Origin of the sequence: Flammeovirga sp. EKP202, from assembly GCF_014534745.1 — a bacterium.
In the GTDB taxonomy this organism is placed as follows: Bacteria; Bacteroidota; Bacteroidia; order Cytophagales; family Flammeovirgaceae; genus Flammeovirga.
Genome location: NZ_JACVVP010000007.1, coordinates 139,197 through 155,686 on the forward strand (window position 1 = coordinate 139,197; position 16,490 = coordinate 155,686).

The following is a 16,490-nucleotide window of genomic DNA, read 5'->3' on the forward strand; positions in this document are numbered from 1 at the left end:
CGAAAAAGTGGAACTGAAAACGGTTCCACTTTTTTTGATTAATGATAATGATAAAAAAATTAGGTCTAACGGGAAATAGTCTCTGCTAAGTGTTTATCAAAATTATTTCTTTTATCACAGAAGAACAACTCTCTTTTATGGGGATACTACTCAAGTAACTTTTGAATCAAAAAAGAACAAAACCATTAGAAATCAGTTTATAAACAAAAAATTCACTTTCATTTCAGAAATACTTTATCGTAAAATTTACTTTCTAGTAACATTCTTACGAAATTTGTACCCCGAACTTGAGATAGAATGATAAGAAGAGAGAATAAATTATCTGATTGGTTACCAATCACTAAGAAAGAAATGGCATTAAGAGGTTGGGATAGCCTAGATGTCATTATCATATCAGGAGATGCCTATGTGGATCATCCTTCATTTGGTGCTGCTGTAATTGCAAGACTTGTAGAGTCTGAAGGATTAAAAGTAGGAATTATCCCTCAACCCAATTGGAAAGGTGACTTAAGCGACTTCAAACAGTTAGGTAAACCTAATTTGTTTTTTGGAGTAACTGGTGGATGTATGGACTCAATGGTCAATCATTACACTGCTGCCAAAAGAAGACGCTCTAATGATGCATATACGGCTGGTGGTGAGTCAGGACAAAGACCTGATTATGCTACCATAGTTTATTCTAAAATCCTAAAAGAGTTATATCCTGACGTTCCCGTACTAATTGGTGGAATTGAGGCCTCTTTACGTAGGGTAACACATTATGACTATTGGTCTGACCAATTGAAACCTTCTATTCTAGAAGAATCCGAGGCTGATATATTGGTTTACGGGATGGGAGAACAACCTTTAAGACAAATTATCAAACTTGTCAAAAAAGGAGTCCCAATGCGTTCATTAAAAACTATTCAACAGACTGCCATTTTGCAGCCTGTGGAAGAAGAATTACCTAAAGGGGTGCATTGGAATACAATTGACCTTCACTCCCATGAAGAATGTTTGGAAGACAAAATAAAGTTCGCTTCCAATTTCAAGCATATAGAAAGAGAATCTAACAAGCAGTATGCTGATCGCTTAACGCAGGTAATAGGTAAGTACAGATTAGTCATTAATCCTCCATATAAAACAATGAAGGAGAAAGAAATCGATGCTTCCTTTGATTTACCTTACACAAGATTACCACATCCAAAGTACAACAACCAAGGTGCAATCCCTGCTTTTGATATGATCAAATTCTCTATCAATATGCATAGAGGGTGTTTTGGAGGATGTTCTTTCTGTACAATTTCAGCTCACCAAGGAAAAATGATTGCGAGTCGTTCTGAATCTTCAATTTTAAAAGAAATTGATAAGGTAACGACTATGCCTGACTTCAAAGGATACTTAAGTGATCTTGGTGGCCCTAGTGCCAACATGTACAAGATGAAAGGTAAAATACAATCCATTTGTGATAAATGTGTAAGTCCATCTTGTATTCATCCAGTGGTTTGTGACAACTTAGATTCATCGCATAAGGCAATGACGCAACTTTACAGAAAAGTTGACAAGCATCCTGAAATCAAAAAAGCCTTTGTGAGTAGTGGTATTCGATATGACCTTTTGGTAAGCGATTACAACAAATCAGATGAAACGAAAAGTTTACATGAATATATGGAACAGGTAGTCACAAGACATATACCTGGCCGATTGAAAGTAGCTCCTGAACATACTTCAGATCCTGTTTTAAGGATCATGAGAAAACCTTCTTTCAAACACTTCCATACATTCAAGAAAAAATTCGATCAAATCAATAAAAAGCATGGATTAAAACAGCCTTTGATTCCTTATTTTATCTCAAGTCACCCTGGTTGTGAAATGAAGGATATGGCAAACCTTGCTTTAGAAACAAAGGAAATGGGTTTCCAATTGGAGCAAGTACAAGATTTTACCCCTACTCCAATGACTGTTGCTACTGTAATTTATTATACGGGTGTACACCCTTATACTTTAAAGCCAGTGGATACGGTAAAAGATCCTAGAAAGAAAAAAGATCAGAACAAATTCTTCTTCTGGTATAAAAAAGAAAATCAAGCTTGGATTAGAGAAACACTTCGCAAAAGTGGCAACTCTAAAATGGCGGAAGATTTATTAAAATATCACGCCAAAGCGAAAAGAGATGAGCGTGATGCTAAAGCGAACAGTTCATCTGCTTCAAAAAATAAGCGTGGAACAAAAAGTCATCCGCCTCGTGGTAAAGAGATGAAAATGGGCCAGTCAAAAGCCTCAAACAGAAGAAAGAAGAGAAGATAAATTGAACTTTTCCTTGAAAGTGTTTTTTAACCACAAGGATAACAACATTTTATCTACAACTCCATTCATATAAAACAAAACACCTCATCAGATTTGAACCTGATGAGGTGTTTGTCATTTTAAGCTATATTTTATCTCTACAATTAGTAGTTTAATGAGAAGTTAAAAGGAACAATTACCCAAGATGGAACTGCTTGTACTTCACCTGTAATTGTATTAGTAACTACAGTAGGCTCAAACTCTAATTTCATAATTGCCTCTTCTACAGAAGATGCTAGCATTTCGCTACCTTTAATTACTGTATATTTTGTAACCTCCCCTTCAGCATTAACATAAGCTTTAATCTTCACTTGTCCTTCGATTCCTAAATCTTTACCAACTTTTGGGTAATCAATTTGAGAAGTTATCTCTTCATAATTTACAACTTTTGCTTGTTGATATGTAAATAATGGTTTGTCGTCATCGAAGTTGTCTGCTGCTACATTAATAACTAATCCGAAAATAAATGCTACTGATAATAATATATTTTTTATGTTCATGACTTTACTTTTTTAGTTTTGAAAATTATTAATGTTACTTATCCTTAACATTAACGTAACATAAAGATGGCTGTTTAAATTCTATATTGTACTAAGTACACTTAAGTTTTTTTGATGATTATGATCATTTTTAGCATTATAACGATCCTTTAAGCCCTTTAGTTTCACTCTTAAATAATAAAAAGAGTAAATATTTCTCAAAAAAGAACAATAACTAAAAAATACACCAATATTAATTTAATGTTACATACTATATAATAATAATTAAGGAATCAATTGAACTAAATGTTTAGTTTTAAAACTAATTTTTTAGTTGTAAAAGTTGTAAACTAAATCTTTAGTTCATACATTGCATTCATAATCAAATACTAAATATATATTCAATGAAAAAATTAACTACTGCCGAGGAACAAGTGATGCAGGTATTATGGGACCTAAAAAAGGCATTTGTAAAAGAAATCATTACTGAATTGCCTGAACCAAAACCTGCTTACAATACGGTTTCTACTATTATCAGAATCTTACAGCAAAAAGAGTTTGTGGGTCATAATACTTTTGGGAAAAGCCATCAGTACTTTCCTTTAGTCACAAAAGAACAATACTCCCATCAATACTTAAAAAGTTTTGTAGGACGCTTCTTTAGTGGCTCCTTTGAAAACATGGTTTCATTCTTTGCAAAAAAGGAAGATGTGAACTTAAATGAGTTAGAAGACCTTCTAAAAGATATTGATCCGGATAAAAAAGAAGAAAACGATGATTAGTTATTTATTAATATCTTCTATAGGACTTGTTGTTTTGGTACTATTCTATTTTGTATTTCATAAGAATGAAACTTTCTTCCAACAAAATAGACTGACTTTACTGATAGGAATTTTGGTTAGTATCACCTTCCCTATGTTTGATAGTATCCTTTCAAACTACCAACAGACTATAATTACAGAGGTAGTACCTACATTATATCTACCAGAGTTAGTGATTGGAGGTGGAACTATTGAAGAACGTAGTTTTTCTGAAATAAGTACGAGCAACCTTGTATTAATGATCTACTCTTTGGTCTTTTTTATCTTACTGACTCGTTTTATCATATCCAATTTCAAACTATTGAAATTTATCAGGTTCCATCAGAGAGTAAACTTCAAAGGAAGCACACTGATCTATACTGATGGGAAATACCCTACTTTTGCCTACTTGAAATACATTTTTTGGGATAATACCACAAAGTTGACGACCAAAGAACAAGATATGATATTTCAACATGAACGAACTCACATCAAAGAGCTCCACTCTCTCGATATATTTCTGATGGAAATCCTCAAAATCACCTTTTGGTTCCATCCAGCTATATACCTTATTGATGCTGCCCTACGTACGCAGCATGAATACCTCGCCGATCAAAAGGCGAATCAAATGACTAACGATGCATCATACAGTCAATTAATGATCCAGTCTCTTTTTGAAGATATCTCTTTAAACATGGGGCATGGTTTTCAATTTTCAACTGTAAAATCAAGAATTAAAATGCTAAAAAAAGAACGTACCAATCAATGGAAAAGAGTTTCTAGTCTATTTACCTTTTCAATCTTAGTTTCGAGTATCATATTTCTTCAAGCTTGTGTAAAGGATGAAATCAATGCAGTAGATCCTAGATTAGCAGAAGTTACTTCTGAAACACTCTATGGGTATGAGTTAGAGGACAAGATTTATTGGGATACAAACTCAAACTCATCCTTAAAAGATCTCGTTTTACCTTATGAAATTTCTCAAGTAAGAGTAATTACAGGTAACCAACTTCCTCAAATCTTTAGTGATAACGTAACGGGGGTGATCATTGTTGAAGTTAAAAATGAAGTAGATTTAGGTAAAAGATTTAATATCAATGATATGCCTTCCACTTCTGCTTCATTATTCAAAATGGATCAAAAAGCAGAAACCATCGCTGACAAAACAAAAATGGACTTAAAAGGGGTCAAAATTGGTGATGATAATGAAATATATGAAGTAGTTCAAAACCCGGCTGGATATCCTGGAGGAATGGAAGCGTTTTATAAGGTTGTTGGTAATAATATGAAATATCCAAAAGAAGCTATTGAAAAACGCATTGAGGGAAAAGTATTCTTACAGTTTGTAATTAATAAGGAGGGAAATGGAGAAGATTTCAAAATTGTTAGAGGTGTTGATCCACTCTTAGATCAAGAAGCCTTGAGGGTTGCACAATTGCTAACTAAAGAATGGACCCCTGCTAATAACAAAGGAGAAATAGTAAAACAACGTCTAGTACTACCTATCAACTTTAAATTATAAAATAAATGTCTTCATTCTTTGCAAAAAAGGAAGATGTGTATCTAAATGAGTTAGAAGGTTTATTAAAGGGTATTAATTTAAATAAAAAAGAAGAAAGCGATGATTAGTTATTTATTAATGTCTTCTACAGGACTTGTCGTTTTGGCACTATTCTATTTTGTATTTCACAAAGGAGAAACATTTTTTCAACAAAATAGAATAACATTATTAATAGGAATTGCTGTTAGCTTGATTTTCCCTTTGTTTGATAATATTCTTTCCAATCAACAACAAGTGATTGTGGCAGATGCTCTACCTGTTTTGAATCTCCCTGAATTGGTAATTGGAAATCAAAAGGTTAATGAAAGTATTTTATCAGAATGGACATTAGAAAGTGCTATTCTTCTAACCTATTTACTTGTCATATTTGTTCTTTTTACCCGTTTCATTTTTTCTAATTATAAGCTGATCCGGTTTATTAAACGTCACAAAAAAGTAAATTTCAAAGACAGTACTCTTATTTACACTGAAGGTAAATATCCCACTTTTGCCTATCTGAGATATATTTTTTGGGATAATACCACACAATTAAATCAAAAAGAACAAGAACTCATCTTTCAACATGAAAGAACACATATTAAAGAATTTCACTCTTTCGATATTTTTCTGATGGAAATCCTTAAGATCATCTTTTGGTTCCATCCAGCTATATACCTCATTGATGCTGCACTGCGCACGCAGCATGAATACCTTGCCGACAAAAAGGCAAATCAAATGACTAACGATGCATCATACAGTCAATTAATGATCCGGTCTCTTTTTGAAGATATCTCTTTAAATGTAGGACATGGTTTTCAATTTTCAACTGTAAAATCAAGAATTAAAATGCTAAAAAAAGAACGTACAAATCAATGGAAAAGAGTTTCTAGTCTCTTTACTTTTTCAATCTTAGTTACAAGTATTGTTTTCTTACAAGCTTGCGTCAAAGACGAATTTGAAATTATCGATACAGATTCCTTATTGTCAGAGGTTTCAACCGAACAAGTTTACGGGTATCAAATTGATGGTAGAACTTATTGGGATGTCAAACAAAGTTATGTTAATACTTTAAACCCTGATGAAATAGAAGCCATCAACGTTATGAAAGGAGACAAAATACCTTCTTTTTTTAACGAACATGTTAAGGGAACAATCATTATATCTTTCAAAAATGATTTAAACAGCCAATTGATTAGTAATCTTAAGGTACTTCCCTCATCTAGTTTAGTTTTTGATGTAACTGAAAACGCCAAATGGCAACAACAAAAATTGAAATCAGAGGAAATTTTTGACGAAGTTCAAAACCCTGCCAACTATCCAGGCGGTATGAATGTCTTATATGAAGAAATAGGGCAAACAATGAAATATCCTGAAGAAGCTCAAGAAAAAGGTATTGAGGGTAAAGTTTATCTTCAATTTGTAATTAATGAAGAAGGCAATGGAGAAAGCTTTAAAATTGTAAGAGGTATTGATCCTCTTCTAGACCAAGAAGTACTAAGGGTTGCTGATATAGTGATGAAAGGTTGGGTACCTGCAAATCACGAAGGAAAAATTGTTAAGCAAAGACTTGTTTTACCTATTACATTCAAATTATAAGTACTAAGTACAAATTCAATAACTCATAAACTAACAGTACAATTAGTTTATGTGATTTATAAACATAAAGCAGAACACTTACCCAAAGTATTCTGCTTTTTTAAATAACTAAGCCATTATGAATAAACTATTTTTTTTCATTCTATTCCTTCCTTTATTTACAAATGCTCAAAGTAGAAAAGAAGTTAAGTTAATCCATCAAAAACAATTGGACTTTCAAGCTGAAAAAGATGCCCGATATAACAATAGTATAACAAGATTCCATAACTTTTTAAAAGAAAAAAATCCTGAGAATTATCATCGAATCATAGAGGAGGCTAAGGCTGATTCATTAGCGGATATCAAAAATAGAAAAGAAAAAGAACTGCTTTACACACAGCTTCTTGATACTCTTGATCGGAATACTTCAAAAATCCGTTTAGATTATTCAAGTTGTTCAGAGTTGCCTGAATCGTTGACTTATTTCGAAAATTTAGATACTCTAGTTTTTACAGATCATCAACTTAACTCCAGCAACAAAGTATTAAAAGGCTTAAAGAATCTAAAATATTTAGACCTTTCAAAAAACAATTTCTCTGGTAAACGTCTGAAGCTTTATAAACTGAAACACTTAGAATACCTTGACCTAAGTGATTGTAATTTGGAAAGACTTCCTAAAAATCTTAGGCGACTAAAAAATCTAAAAACCCTCATTTTATCCAATAATCCACTACAAAGCACTAAGGGGATTCAAAAGTTGAAAAAACTAGAATCTTTAAACCTCAATAAAACTGTGTTACCTCTTGATCCTTACAGTATATGTAAACTGAAGAATCTGAAAAAATTAAATATGAACGAATGCGAGTTGCTAGAGATCCCTACAAAGATAGAGTCATTAAAAAATATAGAAAGCCTCGTGTTAGCGAAGAATAGAATAAGTAGTATTCCTGATGAATTAGGGAGTTTAAAAAGGATTAACCACATCATATTATATCAAAATGAGATTGAGCAAATTCCTGATTCATTTTATCAATTGACCCAACTTAAAGAGTTTGATATTTATCATAATAACATTCAAACTATATCAAATAAAATAGGACAGTTGCATAACCTGCATACACTTTATCTCTCTTTTAATAAGATAAAAGACTTGCCCATAGAACTACAGCAGCTTACGGAATTGGAAAAACTCTATCTTCACCATAATCAAATAGAATTCATTTTTGACTTAAGCTCACTGGAAAATCTAAAAGTATTGCATCTCCAAAATAATCAATTAGACACTTTTCCTAATTCAATATTAAAATTAGAGCAACTTGTAGATTTAGATTTATCAAATAATAAGATTACTTTTTTCCCGGAAAAATTAAATGATTTATCCAATCTTGAAATGGTCAATTTGTCTGAGAATATGGTGGAGTTTGAAGAAGATTATAGAGAAAAGTTCAAGTCATTAAAACAGCAGGGTGTAAACGTCAATTTATAAGAAAAAAGGGTACTCATTCTCAAATGGGTACCCTTTCTTTTTTTACTTAAGAACTTTCATACTTTGCGATATCACGGGTATTTTTCTGAACTGTGATAGCTCCAAATATGGATAAAACGAATCCAAAAGCATAAAAGCCTTTTTCACTGAGTAATAAATCAGCGTTAAATAACCCGATACCCAATAGTAATATTGATGCAATTAAGGAAAACCAACTAAATCCAAAGTAAACATTGGTCATTGGTATAAACTCTTGTTTATCTCTAACACACTTTTGAACTGATATTGCTGCATATAATGCAAAAAGTAAAACTACTAAGTAATACCCCTTTTCATTTAACATCATCTCTGCTCTCAAAAGTCCAATCGAGTAGCCTAATACACCTATTCCAGTGGCTACCCACGAAGAAATTACATACGCATTTGACGGTTTTGTATTCATAGTTAATCTTTTTAGAGTTAAGTAATAATTACCCTCTCCTTTTCGAAAGAGGCCTTTAAAACGTAGTTGGGAGTTATTAACGAGCATTATTTAATAAATGTTCATTCATTCACTAATAAAAATTGTTAAATGAATCTTTATGAATAATAGTTCATGATAATTAATCCTGCGAAAAAACAGTTTGTAACCCTGTATAAAACTCAATGGCTGATGAAATATTACATAGTAAAGGAGATTACAGACATCTACCTTTGTAATGTATTAAAAGTTATACAATGCTATTAAGCACTTTCTGATACCACACTTCTCACACTAAACTTGTATTACAATGACAGCCGATTTAAAACTCTTTTCTATTTCGCACACGAAAGCAAACGTTGAAATTCGTGAAAAATTTGCTCTTAACAATCAAGAAATTAGACAGTTACTTCATCAGTTCAAAGAAATCCTTTCTATTAACGAAGCGATGATTTATAGTTCTTGTAACCGTACTGAAATCTATTATAGTGCTGATTCACTTAAAACGAACGATATTTTACAAGTACTTTGTGCTCATAAATGTCTAATTCCTTCGGAGAAGTATAAAGAGTATGTGGAAGAAAAAGAAAGTAAGGCTTCAGTAAAACATTTATTGTGTACCGGAATCGGTTTAAATTCTACCCTTTTAGGGGATCATCAGGTTTTTGGTCAACTCAAAAAGTCATTTGAGATTTCAAAAGAGGAAGGTATGAGTAAAAATGTATTGAATAGTCTGATGGAAAGATTTATTCAATTCTATCAAAGAATATCTTCGGAGACAGAGTACAATTATGGTATTACATCCAACTCTTATGCTGCGGCAAATATCATTCAGAAAGAATACAATAAAGATTCAAACAAGAAAGTATTAATTATTGGTGTGGGAGAAATGGGAAGTGATGTTTGTTACTTTCTAAGTAAGTTTAATACAAAGAATGTTTGGGTGACAAATCGAACAATGAAGAAAGCAAAAGAAATGAGTAGAACGTATGGCTTCAATAGCATTGACTACGGTTTACATGCTAAAAAACTTCATATGTTTGATATCATTTTGACTACGGCTCGTCAACAGGCTCACTCTTATAAAAGTATACACTTCAACAACAAACCTCCTCAACTTGTCATTGATCTTTGCTCTCCAAGAACAGTATCTACAGAGGTCTGTAATTTGGGAACAAAGCTATTGAATGTGGATGATTTGGGACAACAAACAGATCATACAATATTGAGAAGAAAAAGAACGATTCCTCAAGTGGAAAGTATTATTGAAGAAGAGACAAATTTCTTTACAGAAAACTTTAATCAGACTGTATATATTCCTTCAGTGAGTCAAGCCACTGCATAATTTAAGTTTTCTCATAATACTTTATATAATAAACTAATACTATGGGTTTTATAAGCTCACTATTAGGTAAAAAGAAAAACAGTCCAAAAGATTTGATTTCTACTAAGCAAATTGAACTTGTTCAGCATTCTTTTACTTTAATAACGTCACACCGAGGACAAGTTTCTGAATTATTCTTTTCAAAATTATTTCAAGTAGAAACGTCTTTAGAAACTTCCTTACCATTAGATCCTAAGGATCAAGAAAGGAAGCTTATTCCAATGTTGTCAGCCGTTGTAAATGGCTTGCAAGATATAGAATTAATTATTCCAATTCTTCAAGATTTTGGAAGAACACATGTTGAATATAACATTGAAGAAAAACATTATGAAGCCGTTCGCCAAGCTTTATTTTACGCTTTAGAAACTGTACTCCAAGAACAATGGACCACACAAGTATATGACGCTTGGAGTACTATTTTTACGGTTTTAACAGATATAATGAAAGAGGCTGCTAACGAAATACAAAACGCAAGTTAGTATATCTCTTCTACCTTTTAATAATCTAATAACTACACACTAAAAAAGGAACGTTGGCCAACTTTTCACTGCTAGAATAATTACAACCCGGCCGACTTCCTTTTTTTATAAAACTATTTTAAAGCTGCTCTATTAATATCGTGATTCTCTAAATAGGTTTCGCTATAACCATTTTTCACCACTGATATCATTGCTTTTCCTAGCCTTGATGTAGTGGTGATACTTTTAGGGAATAACTTATCCAGTATTGGGAAAAGAGGCGATACAAAAATGTAAATCGCTTTGTATAATGGTACTTTAGAAGTCACCCCTTTTTCAGGCTGAATAAATCCTGGTCTAAACATATACGATTGGTTAAAGGGCATTTCTAAAATCGCATTTTCTGTCTTTCCTTTTACGTTGGCCCAATTCATTGATGAATCTTCACCTGTAGAAGTTCCCGCTCCAGAAACATAACAGAATGTCATCTCAGGATTAAGAGGTAAAACTATTTCGGCAATATGCATCGTCAAATCGAAAGTAATCTCATGGTATTTTTCATTAGAAATACCTGCTGAAGATATCCCTAAACAAAAATAACAAGCATTATAACCCGACATTTGTGGTATTACATCTGAAAAATCTGAAAAATCCTTGTGGATTATTTCATTTAACTTTGGGTGATTAATACCTGTAGTTTCTCTGACAATAATCAAAACTTTCTCTACATCATTACTTTCAAGGCATTCTAATAGAACACCTCTACCAACCATTCCGGTTGCTCCTGTAATAATGGCCTTAATTTTCTCCATGCTAGTAGTTTATTCAATTAGTATTTGATATTCAAGATCATTTCTTGAAAAGTAGTAATAGATTGATTCTACCTCTCTTAACGTAGAAGTTAATAATAAATTATTAGTAATTATATAAAAGTAATTATTATTCGTGTTTTCAGTATTACATTTCTAGCATCTATCTGATTTTCATAGATCAACACTTTAATTTATGATGTAAATTGTCAAGGTGTTGTGATTTTATGTTAATAAAAACAAGAAAGAAAGATAATATGTAAAGATATAGTAACATTGTTTCTTATTTTTACATTCATAACATATTTAGGTTAAATTTATAATAAATACATGGAGAAAATATTCGTCATTTTTATCGCCTTGACTTTACTCAGTGTTGGTACTGTAAAGTTTACTTCTCTGTTTAAATATTTTGGTTTAGAAGCCATCGAAGCAATTGCTCTTTCTTTCCTAACTTCAACATTCTTATTAGCGAGTATTGCTAAAATTATGGTTTCCTATATGGGTTTTCAACTTTTATTTTAATGGCTTTTTAAAACAGATAGCAACTACCAGCTCATTGCCTATCGTTTTTAAATCAAACTGCCAATTGTTCTCACCAGCTATTTGCAATACCCAATTACCGTCGATATACCAAAAAGTAAAAGTATCTAGTAAAAAAGATTTATCCGTAGCTTTTATAAAAGCTTCTTTCATCGTAAATAATTGAAACAAAGCTAATTTCCTTTGTGCATCATCTTGAATTGATTTTACCTCTTTCAGTTCTTGAGTAGACAAAAACCATTTTAATTTTTCTTCGTCTAGTGCTGAAATAGGTTCCAAATCAACACCAACTTCATTGGGGGAAGTGACTAAAACAATATAGCCATTGCTATGTGATAGGTTGAAATGGAAATCACCATATATTTTTGAAAGAAATGGTTTGCCATTATCAGAATAAGACAATGAAATCTGTTTTGGTTCAACATTCAATTCTTTCGCAAGAGCGTACTTTAAAAAAGTTCTAGCCGTTAAAAACTCTTCTTTTTTAACTTCTGAAATAAATCGTTTATACCTTTTTAATTCTTCACCATCTAGTAGTGAAATGTCACCTTTTACAGCATCAACAGTAGTGGTAATTATTTTGTAAGGTTTACTCATCAATTAAGCTTTTTCAATTTTCGAAAGACTAATATAGGAAGAAGATTTTTATAATACATGAAGGGTTACTACTCATCAGTAATAACCCTTCATATACAATACGTAGTGATTAATTATTCAATTATGCCATAACCGATGTATTCGTAATCTCCTCCTTCTACCCTTCTCTTCACTCTGTAGTGATTTTGTCCTCCTACCATATCAACGTAATCAATTGCATTACTGTTTGCATCTGAATGTACATCTCGGTAAAATACAGGTCCACCTGTACTGTCATAAGTTGAGAAGTTAACTAAGACTGTTGGATTTTCTGCATTGAAATCAGTTCCTTTATAAATCGTAATTTCATATGTTTCATTAGACCCAATATAAGTATCAAATTCAATTACACCTTCAGTTTGATCATTGACTCTTTGTTTTAAATTAATCTTTAATGGTTCCGCTATAACCCCATCAAAATATGTAATTGATGTTTCTGTATTAGTACCTGTATAGGCTGCGGTACCTAGATTTGATACAACATAATAATCACCTGCTTTTTCGTCTGTTCCCTGGAACATTCTAATGTGATTGTCTGAAGCTAATAAAGCATCATATTTTATGGCTCTCACATCAGAATAAAATACAGATCCACTACCGGCTTGGTAATCCGTTAACATTTCGACCATTCCTTCATTATACTGAATGTGATTGGAAACATACATACCTACTGATGAAGTATTTCCTGGATTCTGATCACCAGAATGCATCTGATAAGCAACTAGCACATTACCATTATACCTTTCTTGTAATCTTACAGTACCATCATACGTTTTGTTCTTTTCATTATCGAAAACGTAATCATTATAGTTCCCCGTTAATTCATTTCCTCCAACATCTCCTCTTCCTACTTCTGTACCCGAACTAGTTTCTTCAGTAATGCTTAAAAAACCATCAACAATTGAAAGTGGCGTGGTATAATCTGTTAGATTCATAAAACTAACTGCGGCACTGTTATCATTCGTAAACTTCAGAATTGTCGGTAAACTCACTATAATATCATTCGTTGATGTACCTGTTGCTGCTGTTCCTGTTCTGATCACTGGATAATAATCTTTACTTTCATCCCTGTCCATCATCTTTACAGCTACTAACATTGGTGTATCTTCATTCTCTCTAGGCAACATCACAGCTTCAGCAACTGTTGCAGAATCAGCATCTATTACAGCATATTTCTTTTCACCTGATTGGACAAAAGCATTTTCCCCTAAATCTGTAAAAACATGGATTGAAAGTGGGTCTTCACCCTCTTTTAAAACTCTCAGGTTTCTATCTTCACTAACAAGTTGTTCGAAAATAATATTATCTCCATTATCACTTTGTACAACTTCAGTAATACTAGTTGTTTCTCCACTTGTAATTGGATTAAGAGTCAGGTAAACTTCATGATTCACTCCATCAAATAATCCATTATAAATCTTTACAGTTTGTTCTTCAGTGACTGGCTGGGGCAATTCAACTCTGACAACTATTTTATCGTTTTCATCTAACTCAATACTTACTGCGCCACTAGTCGCGAACTCATCTACTGAGTAAGTCGCAAATGTATTGACTTGAACTGGTAAAGTTGAAGGTATATCGTCCAAGTCATCATTGGAACAAGAAAATACACTGATTAATAAAACGTTTAGGGCGATAAATCTAATTAGGTTTAGAACTTTCATGATTAATGTAGTATAAAATAATAGTAGTATAAAATTTAAAGGTGTTCTTTCCATCAGGTAACACCATAATCATATCGTATATTATGTTATACCGTATTTTTTATGTTTAAGTTCTAACTTTAACGATAATTTACAATATATTCTTTCTTTAGGCCATTTCTAAACTGTCATGCCCTAGTTAAAAATCGTATCTGTACCATTTCCTGATACATTAGATGGCTTTTTCTTACTTGAAGCAGAGTTTCCTATTCTATATCTAAAAGTCAGTCGGATCACTTTTGATTCCCAATCATACGTTTTGTATTCCGAAAAAGTTGGTTGATCTCTACTCATTATATACTCTTGCGTATCTAACATGTCATCCCAAACTAATACCAAACTACCTTGACCTTTTAAAACAGATTGAGAAAGCGATGCATTGATAAAATACCTACTGTAGACATCTCCTTGTGGATTTTTCTGAGGAGATAAATAGGTACCGGAAATCATTAATTGAGAACCTTTCCAAAGTCGCATATTTGATGTAACAGTAGTTCTCCAATTAAAGCTTGTTTGATAAACATTCGGATCAATACTTCGTCCGTCAATCATATTATAAAACATGTTTATATTGGCATTAAGATTCCACCATTTCTTCACCTCTGTATCTACAATAAATTCCACTCCAGCATCTGAAGCTTTATCCATATTTTCTACGGAATTGACCATTGTTCCACTTTCACCTTCTGTGGTATACCACCTTGCTGGATCTTGATACAATTTATAATACAAAGACCCTTTGAAGTTGATCTTTTCCTTGTTCAAATTATACCCTAACTCAAATGAATCAATAAATGAAGCATCTAATTCTGGATTACCTTTATTGATATAGCTTGGATTAGAATAATCTTCAAAAGGATTAATCATTCGCATGCTAGGACGTTCTACTTTCTTTGTGTAAGTAAAGAATAAATTATCATACTCAGACAACACTTGTTTTAAATTTAAACTGGGATAAAGTTTAAAATAATCGTTCTCAAAAATATCTAAAGGATTCGATTCTAAGTTGGTTCTAATAAATGTTTGCTCAGCTCTAGCACCTACTTGATAAGTAAACTTATTATGAGTACCCGAAAGCATCACGTATGCCGCTGTTACGTACTCATTATAATTAAAGATATTGTTTCTTGTTTCGTCAGGAATAAAGTCATCTGAGTTTTCATCGTAATTCATGACGTTAAATCCTTCTGTCTTTGTTCTGATCGTTTGTTTTACCCCTGTTTCTAAATTCAAATTACCAATTGGTCTTGTGTAATCTGTTTGAAATGAAAAATTAGAGAAAGTTGCATCTTTATAATTCTGCTCCATAGTTCCTAATTCTTTAAAAATACCCACGTCACCTGCTGCATAAGCGGTACTAAATGCTAACTCCTCTCCTTCTCTATCAGTAGTATGTAAATAATCTAACCTCACCTCTCCCTTTACCTTGTTGCCTTCATTCACATTGTTTTGTTCGGAGCGATTGGGCATACTTCCTTCTTCTGTTACTTCAGTCCAAAGATCTCCATCTCTAAACCAATCTATTTTCACAATATTGGTAGAAATACTCAGATTATTGTGTTCATTGAAGTCATACTGAGCTCCGAGCTGTATGTTATGCTTCTTAAAGTTGTTGTCACCGTAATATCCTTGATCTGTATTTTTAAAGGGTTCATCTTCTCCAAAATTTTGAAGATTAGCATCCATAGAAGTATACCTGTTCTCTTCCTTAAAAGTATAAGAAGTATTTAATGATAGTTTACCCTCTTGTTTTTGTAATCCAATTCCAGCGTCATATTTTTCTCTGCTTCCATAACCCAACATGACGTTGGCTGAAGTATTTTTTAGATTATTAGAATTTGTTGCAATATTAATAATACCAGAAGTTCCATCTGCATCATATCGAGCAGAAGGATTAGAAATGATATCTATATATTTAATATCTTGAATTAGAATTTGCTCTAAGATAGGACCATATTCACCTGATTGACTAGCGGGTCTGTTATTGATAAAAATTTGAACCCCTTCATTTCCTCTATAGCTTACTATTCCATCAGCGTTTACATCGACTGCGGGGATAAGTTTTAGAGCATCTAATGCATTACCATCTACAATCTTAATATTAACTCCAATCTCATATCGATCATTGGAGTTATGGCTCTTAGTGGTCACATCATTTTCTTGTGCATGGGAATTGGTCGATAAACCAACTATTATTAATAAAACAAAAAGGTAGTCTTTCACGGATTAATTCATTTAAATAGTTTAATATAAAACTACGATGAATTCAATTCCCAAATTGAGCTTATTAAA

At 32.4% G+C, this 16,490-nt stretch carries 14 protein-coding genes; 8 read left to right on the plus strand and 6 right to left on the minus strand.

What is annotated here, in order from left to right:
• Nucleotides 1-297 precede the first annotated feature (297 nt).
• The gene (locus tag IC221_RS06140; RefSeq protein ID WP_188168119.1) at nt 298-2,286 is read left to right on the plus strand and encodes a YgiQ family radical SAM protein; all 1,989 of its coding nucleotides are present in this window, start codon (nt 298-300) and stop codon (nt 2,284-2,286) included.
• 143 nt (nt 2,287-2,429) lie between these two features.
• Here the strand turns inward: IC221_RS06140 and IC221_RS06145 are convergent, their stop codons facing one another.
• Nucleotides 2,430-2,825 (minus strand): energy transducer TonB, encoded by a 396-nt coding sequence (locus tag IC221_RS06145; RefSeq protein WP_044201778.1) that lies wholly within the window; start codon nt 2,823-2,825, stop codon nt 2,430-2,432.
• Between the two features lie 383 nt (nt 2,826-3,208).
• Between IC221_RS06145 and IC221_RS06150 the strand changes: the two genes are divergently transcribed.
• The 4 genes from IC221_RS06150 to IC221_RS06165 all read left to right on the plus strand — a co-directional run bounded on the left by IC221_RS06150 (nt 3,209) and on the right by IC221_RS06165 (nt 8,205).
• Nucleotides 3,209-3,586 (plus strand): BlaI/MecI/CopY family transcriptional regulator, encoded by a 378-nt coding sequence (locus IC221_RS06150; protein ID WP_188168120.1) that lies wholly within the window; start codon nt 3,209-3,211, stop codon nt 3,584-3,586.
• Nucleotides 3,579-5,126 (plus strand): M56 family metallopeptidase, encoded by a 1,548-nt coding sequence (locus IC221_RS06155; RefSeq protein ID WP_188168121.1) that lies wholly within the window; start codon nt 3,579-3,581, stop codon nt 5,124-5,126. The genes IC221_RS06150 and IC221_RS06155 overlap by 8 nt, the downstream gene beginning before the upstream one ends.
• 99 nt (nt 5,127-5,225) lie before the next feature.
• Complete coding sequence (locus tag IC221_RS06160) at nt 5,226-6,740, plus strand: M56 family metallopeptidase (RefSeq protein ID WP_188168122.1); 1,515 nt, start codon at nt 5,226-5,228, stop codon at nt 6,738-6,740.
• 118 nt (nt 6,741-6,858) lie between these two features.
• A complete protein-coding gene (locus tag IC221_RS06165; RefSeq protein ID WP_188168123.1) occupies nt 6,859-8,205 on the plus strand; it encodes a leucine-rich repeat domain-containing protein in 1,347 nt (448 codons plus the stop codon).
• A gap of 46 nt (nt 8,206-8,251) precedes the next feature.
• Here the strand turns inward: IC221_RS06165 and yiaA are convergent, their stop codons facing one another.
• Nucleotides 8,252-8,647 (minus strand): inner membrane protein YiaA, encoded by a 396-nt coding sequence (gene yiaA / locus IC221_RS06170; RefSeq protein WP_044201788.1) that lies wholly within the window; start codon nt 8,645-8,647, stop codon nt 8,252-8,254.
• Between the two features lie 328 nt (nt 8,648-8,975).
• Here yiaA and hemA point away from each other — a divergent pair, with 328 nt between their 5' ends.
• A complete protein-coding gene (hemA, locus tag IC221_RS06175) occupies nt 8,976-10,010 on the plus strand; it encodes a glutamyl-tRNA reductase (protein ID WP_188168124.1) in 1,035 nt (344 codons plus the stop codon).
• A gap of 41 nt (nt 10,011-10,051) precedes the next feature.
• Nucleotides 10,052-10,528: a globin domain-containing protein gene (locus tag IC221_RS06180; protein WP_188168125.1), complete on the plus strand. Its 477-nt coding sequence runs from the start codon at nt 10,052-10,054 to the stop codon at nt 10,526-10,528.
• A gap of 113 nt (nt 10,529-10,641) precedes the next feature.
• Here the strand turns inward: IC221_RS06180 and IC221_RS06185 are convergent, their stop codons facing one another.
• A complete protein-coding gene (locus tag IC221_RS06185; RefSeq protein ID WP_188168126.1) occupies nt 10,642-11,319 on the minus strand; it encodes an NAD-dependent epimerase/dehydratase family protein in 678 nt (225 codons plus the stop codon).
• Nucleotides 11,320-11,646: 327 nt separating this feature from the next.
• Here IC221_RS06185 and IC221_RS06190 point away from each other — a divergent pair, with 327 nt between their 5' ends.
• Nucleotides 11,647-11,841 (plus strand): hypothetical protein, encoded by a 195-nt coding sequence (locus IC221_RS06190; RefSeq protein WP_188168127.1) that lies wholly within the window; start codon nt 11,647-11,649, stop codon nt 11,839-11,841.
• On the opposite strand, the gene IC221_RS06195 is transcribed toward IC221_RS06190, so the two are convergent.
• The 3 genes from IC221_RS06195 to IC221_RS06205 all read right to left on the minus strand — a co-directional run bounded on the left by IC221_RS06195 (nt 11,833) and on the right by IC221_RS06205 (nt 16,421).
• Entirely contained in the window at nt 11,833-12,456 is a 624-nt protein-coding gene (locus IC221_RS06195; protein WP_188168128.1) for a 4'-phosphopantetheinyl transferase superfamily protein, read from the minus strand. The two genes, IC221_RS06190 and IC221_RS06195, sit on opposite strands and share 9 nt — an antisense overlap.
• Before the next feature lie 113 nt (nt 12,457-12,569).
• Nucleotides 12,570-14,159: a hypothetical protein gene (locus tag IC221_RS06200; RefSeq protein WP_188168129.1), complete on the minus strand. Its 1,590-nt coding sequence runs from the start codon at nt 14,157-14,159 to the stop codon at nt 12,570-12,572.
• A gap of 174 nt (nt 14,160-14,333) precedes the next feature.
• On the minus strand, nt 14,334-16,421 hold the full coding sequence (locus IC221_RS06205; protein ID WP_188168130.1) for an outer membrane beta-barrel family protein: 2,088 nt from the start codon (nt 16,419-16,421) through the stop codon (nt 14,334-14,336).
• Nucleotides 16,422-16,490: the final 69 nt, after the last annotated feature.

Excerpts from the sequence above, each read along its gene's own strand:
- IC221_RS06140 (WP_188168119.1), top strand. The coding sequence starts at position 298 with ATGATAAGAAGAGAGAATAAATTATCTGATTGGTTACCAATCACTAAG.
- IC221_RS06145 (WP_044201778.1), bottom strand. The coding sequence starts at position 2,825 with ATGAACATAAAAAATATATTATTATCAGTAGCATTTATTTTCGGATTA.
- IC221_RS06150 (WP_188168120.1), top strand. The coding sequence starts at position 3,209 with ATGAAAAAATTAACTACTGCCGAGGAACAAGTGATGCAGGTATTATGG.
- IC221_RS06155 (WP_188168121.1), top strand. The coding sequence starts at position 3,579 with ATGATTAGTTATTTATTAATATCTTCTATAGGACTTGTTGTTTTGGTA.
- IC221_RS06160 (WP_188168122.1), top strand. The coding sequence starts at position 5,226 with ATGATTAGTTATTTATTAATGTCTTCTACAGGACTTGTCGTTTTGGCA.
- IC221_RS06165 (WP_188168123.1), top strand. The coding sequence starts at position 6,859 with ATGAATAAACTATTTTTTTTCATTCTATTCCTTCCTTTATTTACAAAT.
- yiaA (WP_044201788.1), bottom strand. The coding sequence starts at position 8,647 with ATGAATACAAAACCGTCAAATGCGTATGTAATTTCTTCGTGGGTAGCC.
- hemA (WP_188168124.1), top strand. The coding sequence starts at position 8,976 with ATGACAGCCGATTTAAAACTCTTTTCTATTTCGCACACGAAAGCAAAC.
- IC221_RS06180 (WP_188168125.1), top strand. The coding sequence starts at position 10,052 with ATGGGTTTTATAAGCTCACTATTAGGTAAAAAGAAAAACAGTCCAAAA.
- IC221_RS06185 (WP_188168126.1), bottom strand. The coding sequence starts at position 11,319 with ATGGAGAAAATTAAGGCCATTATTACAGGAGCAACCGGAATGGTTGGT.
- IC221_RS06190 (WP_188168127.1), top strand. The coding sequence starts at position 11,647 with ATGGAGAAAATATTCGTCATTTTTATCGCCTTGACTTTACTCAGTGTT.
- IC221_RS06195 (WP_188168128.1), bottom strand. The coding sequence starts at position 12,456 with ATGAGTAAACCTTACAAAATAATTACCACTACTGTTGATGCTGTAAAA.
- IC221_RS06200 (WP_188168129.1), bottom strand. The coding sequence starts at position 14,159 with ATGAAAGTTCTAAACCTAATTAGATTTATCGCCCTAAACGTTTTATTA.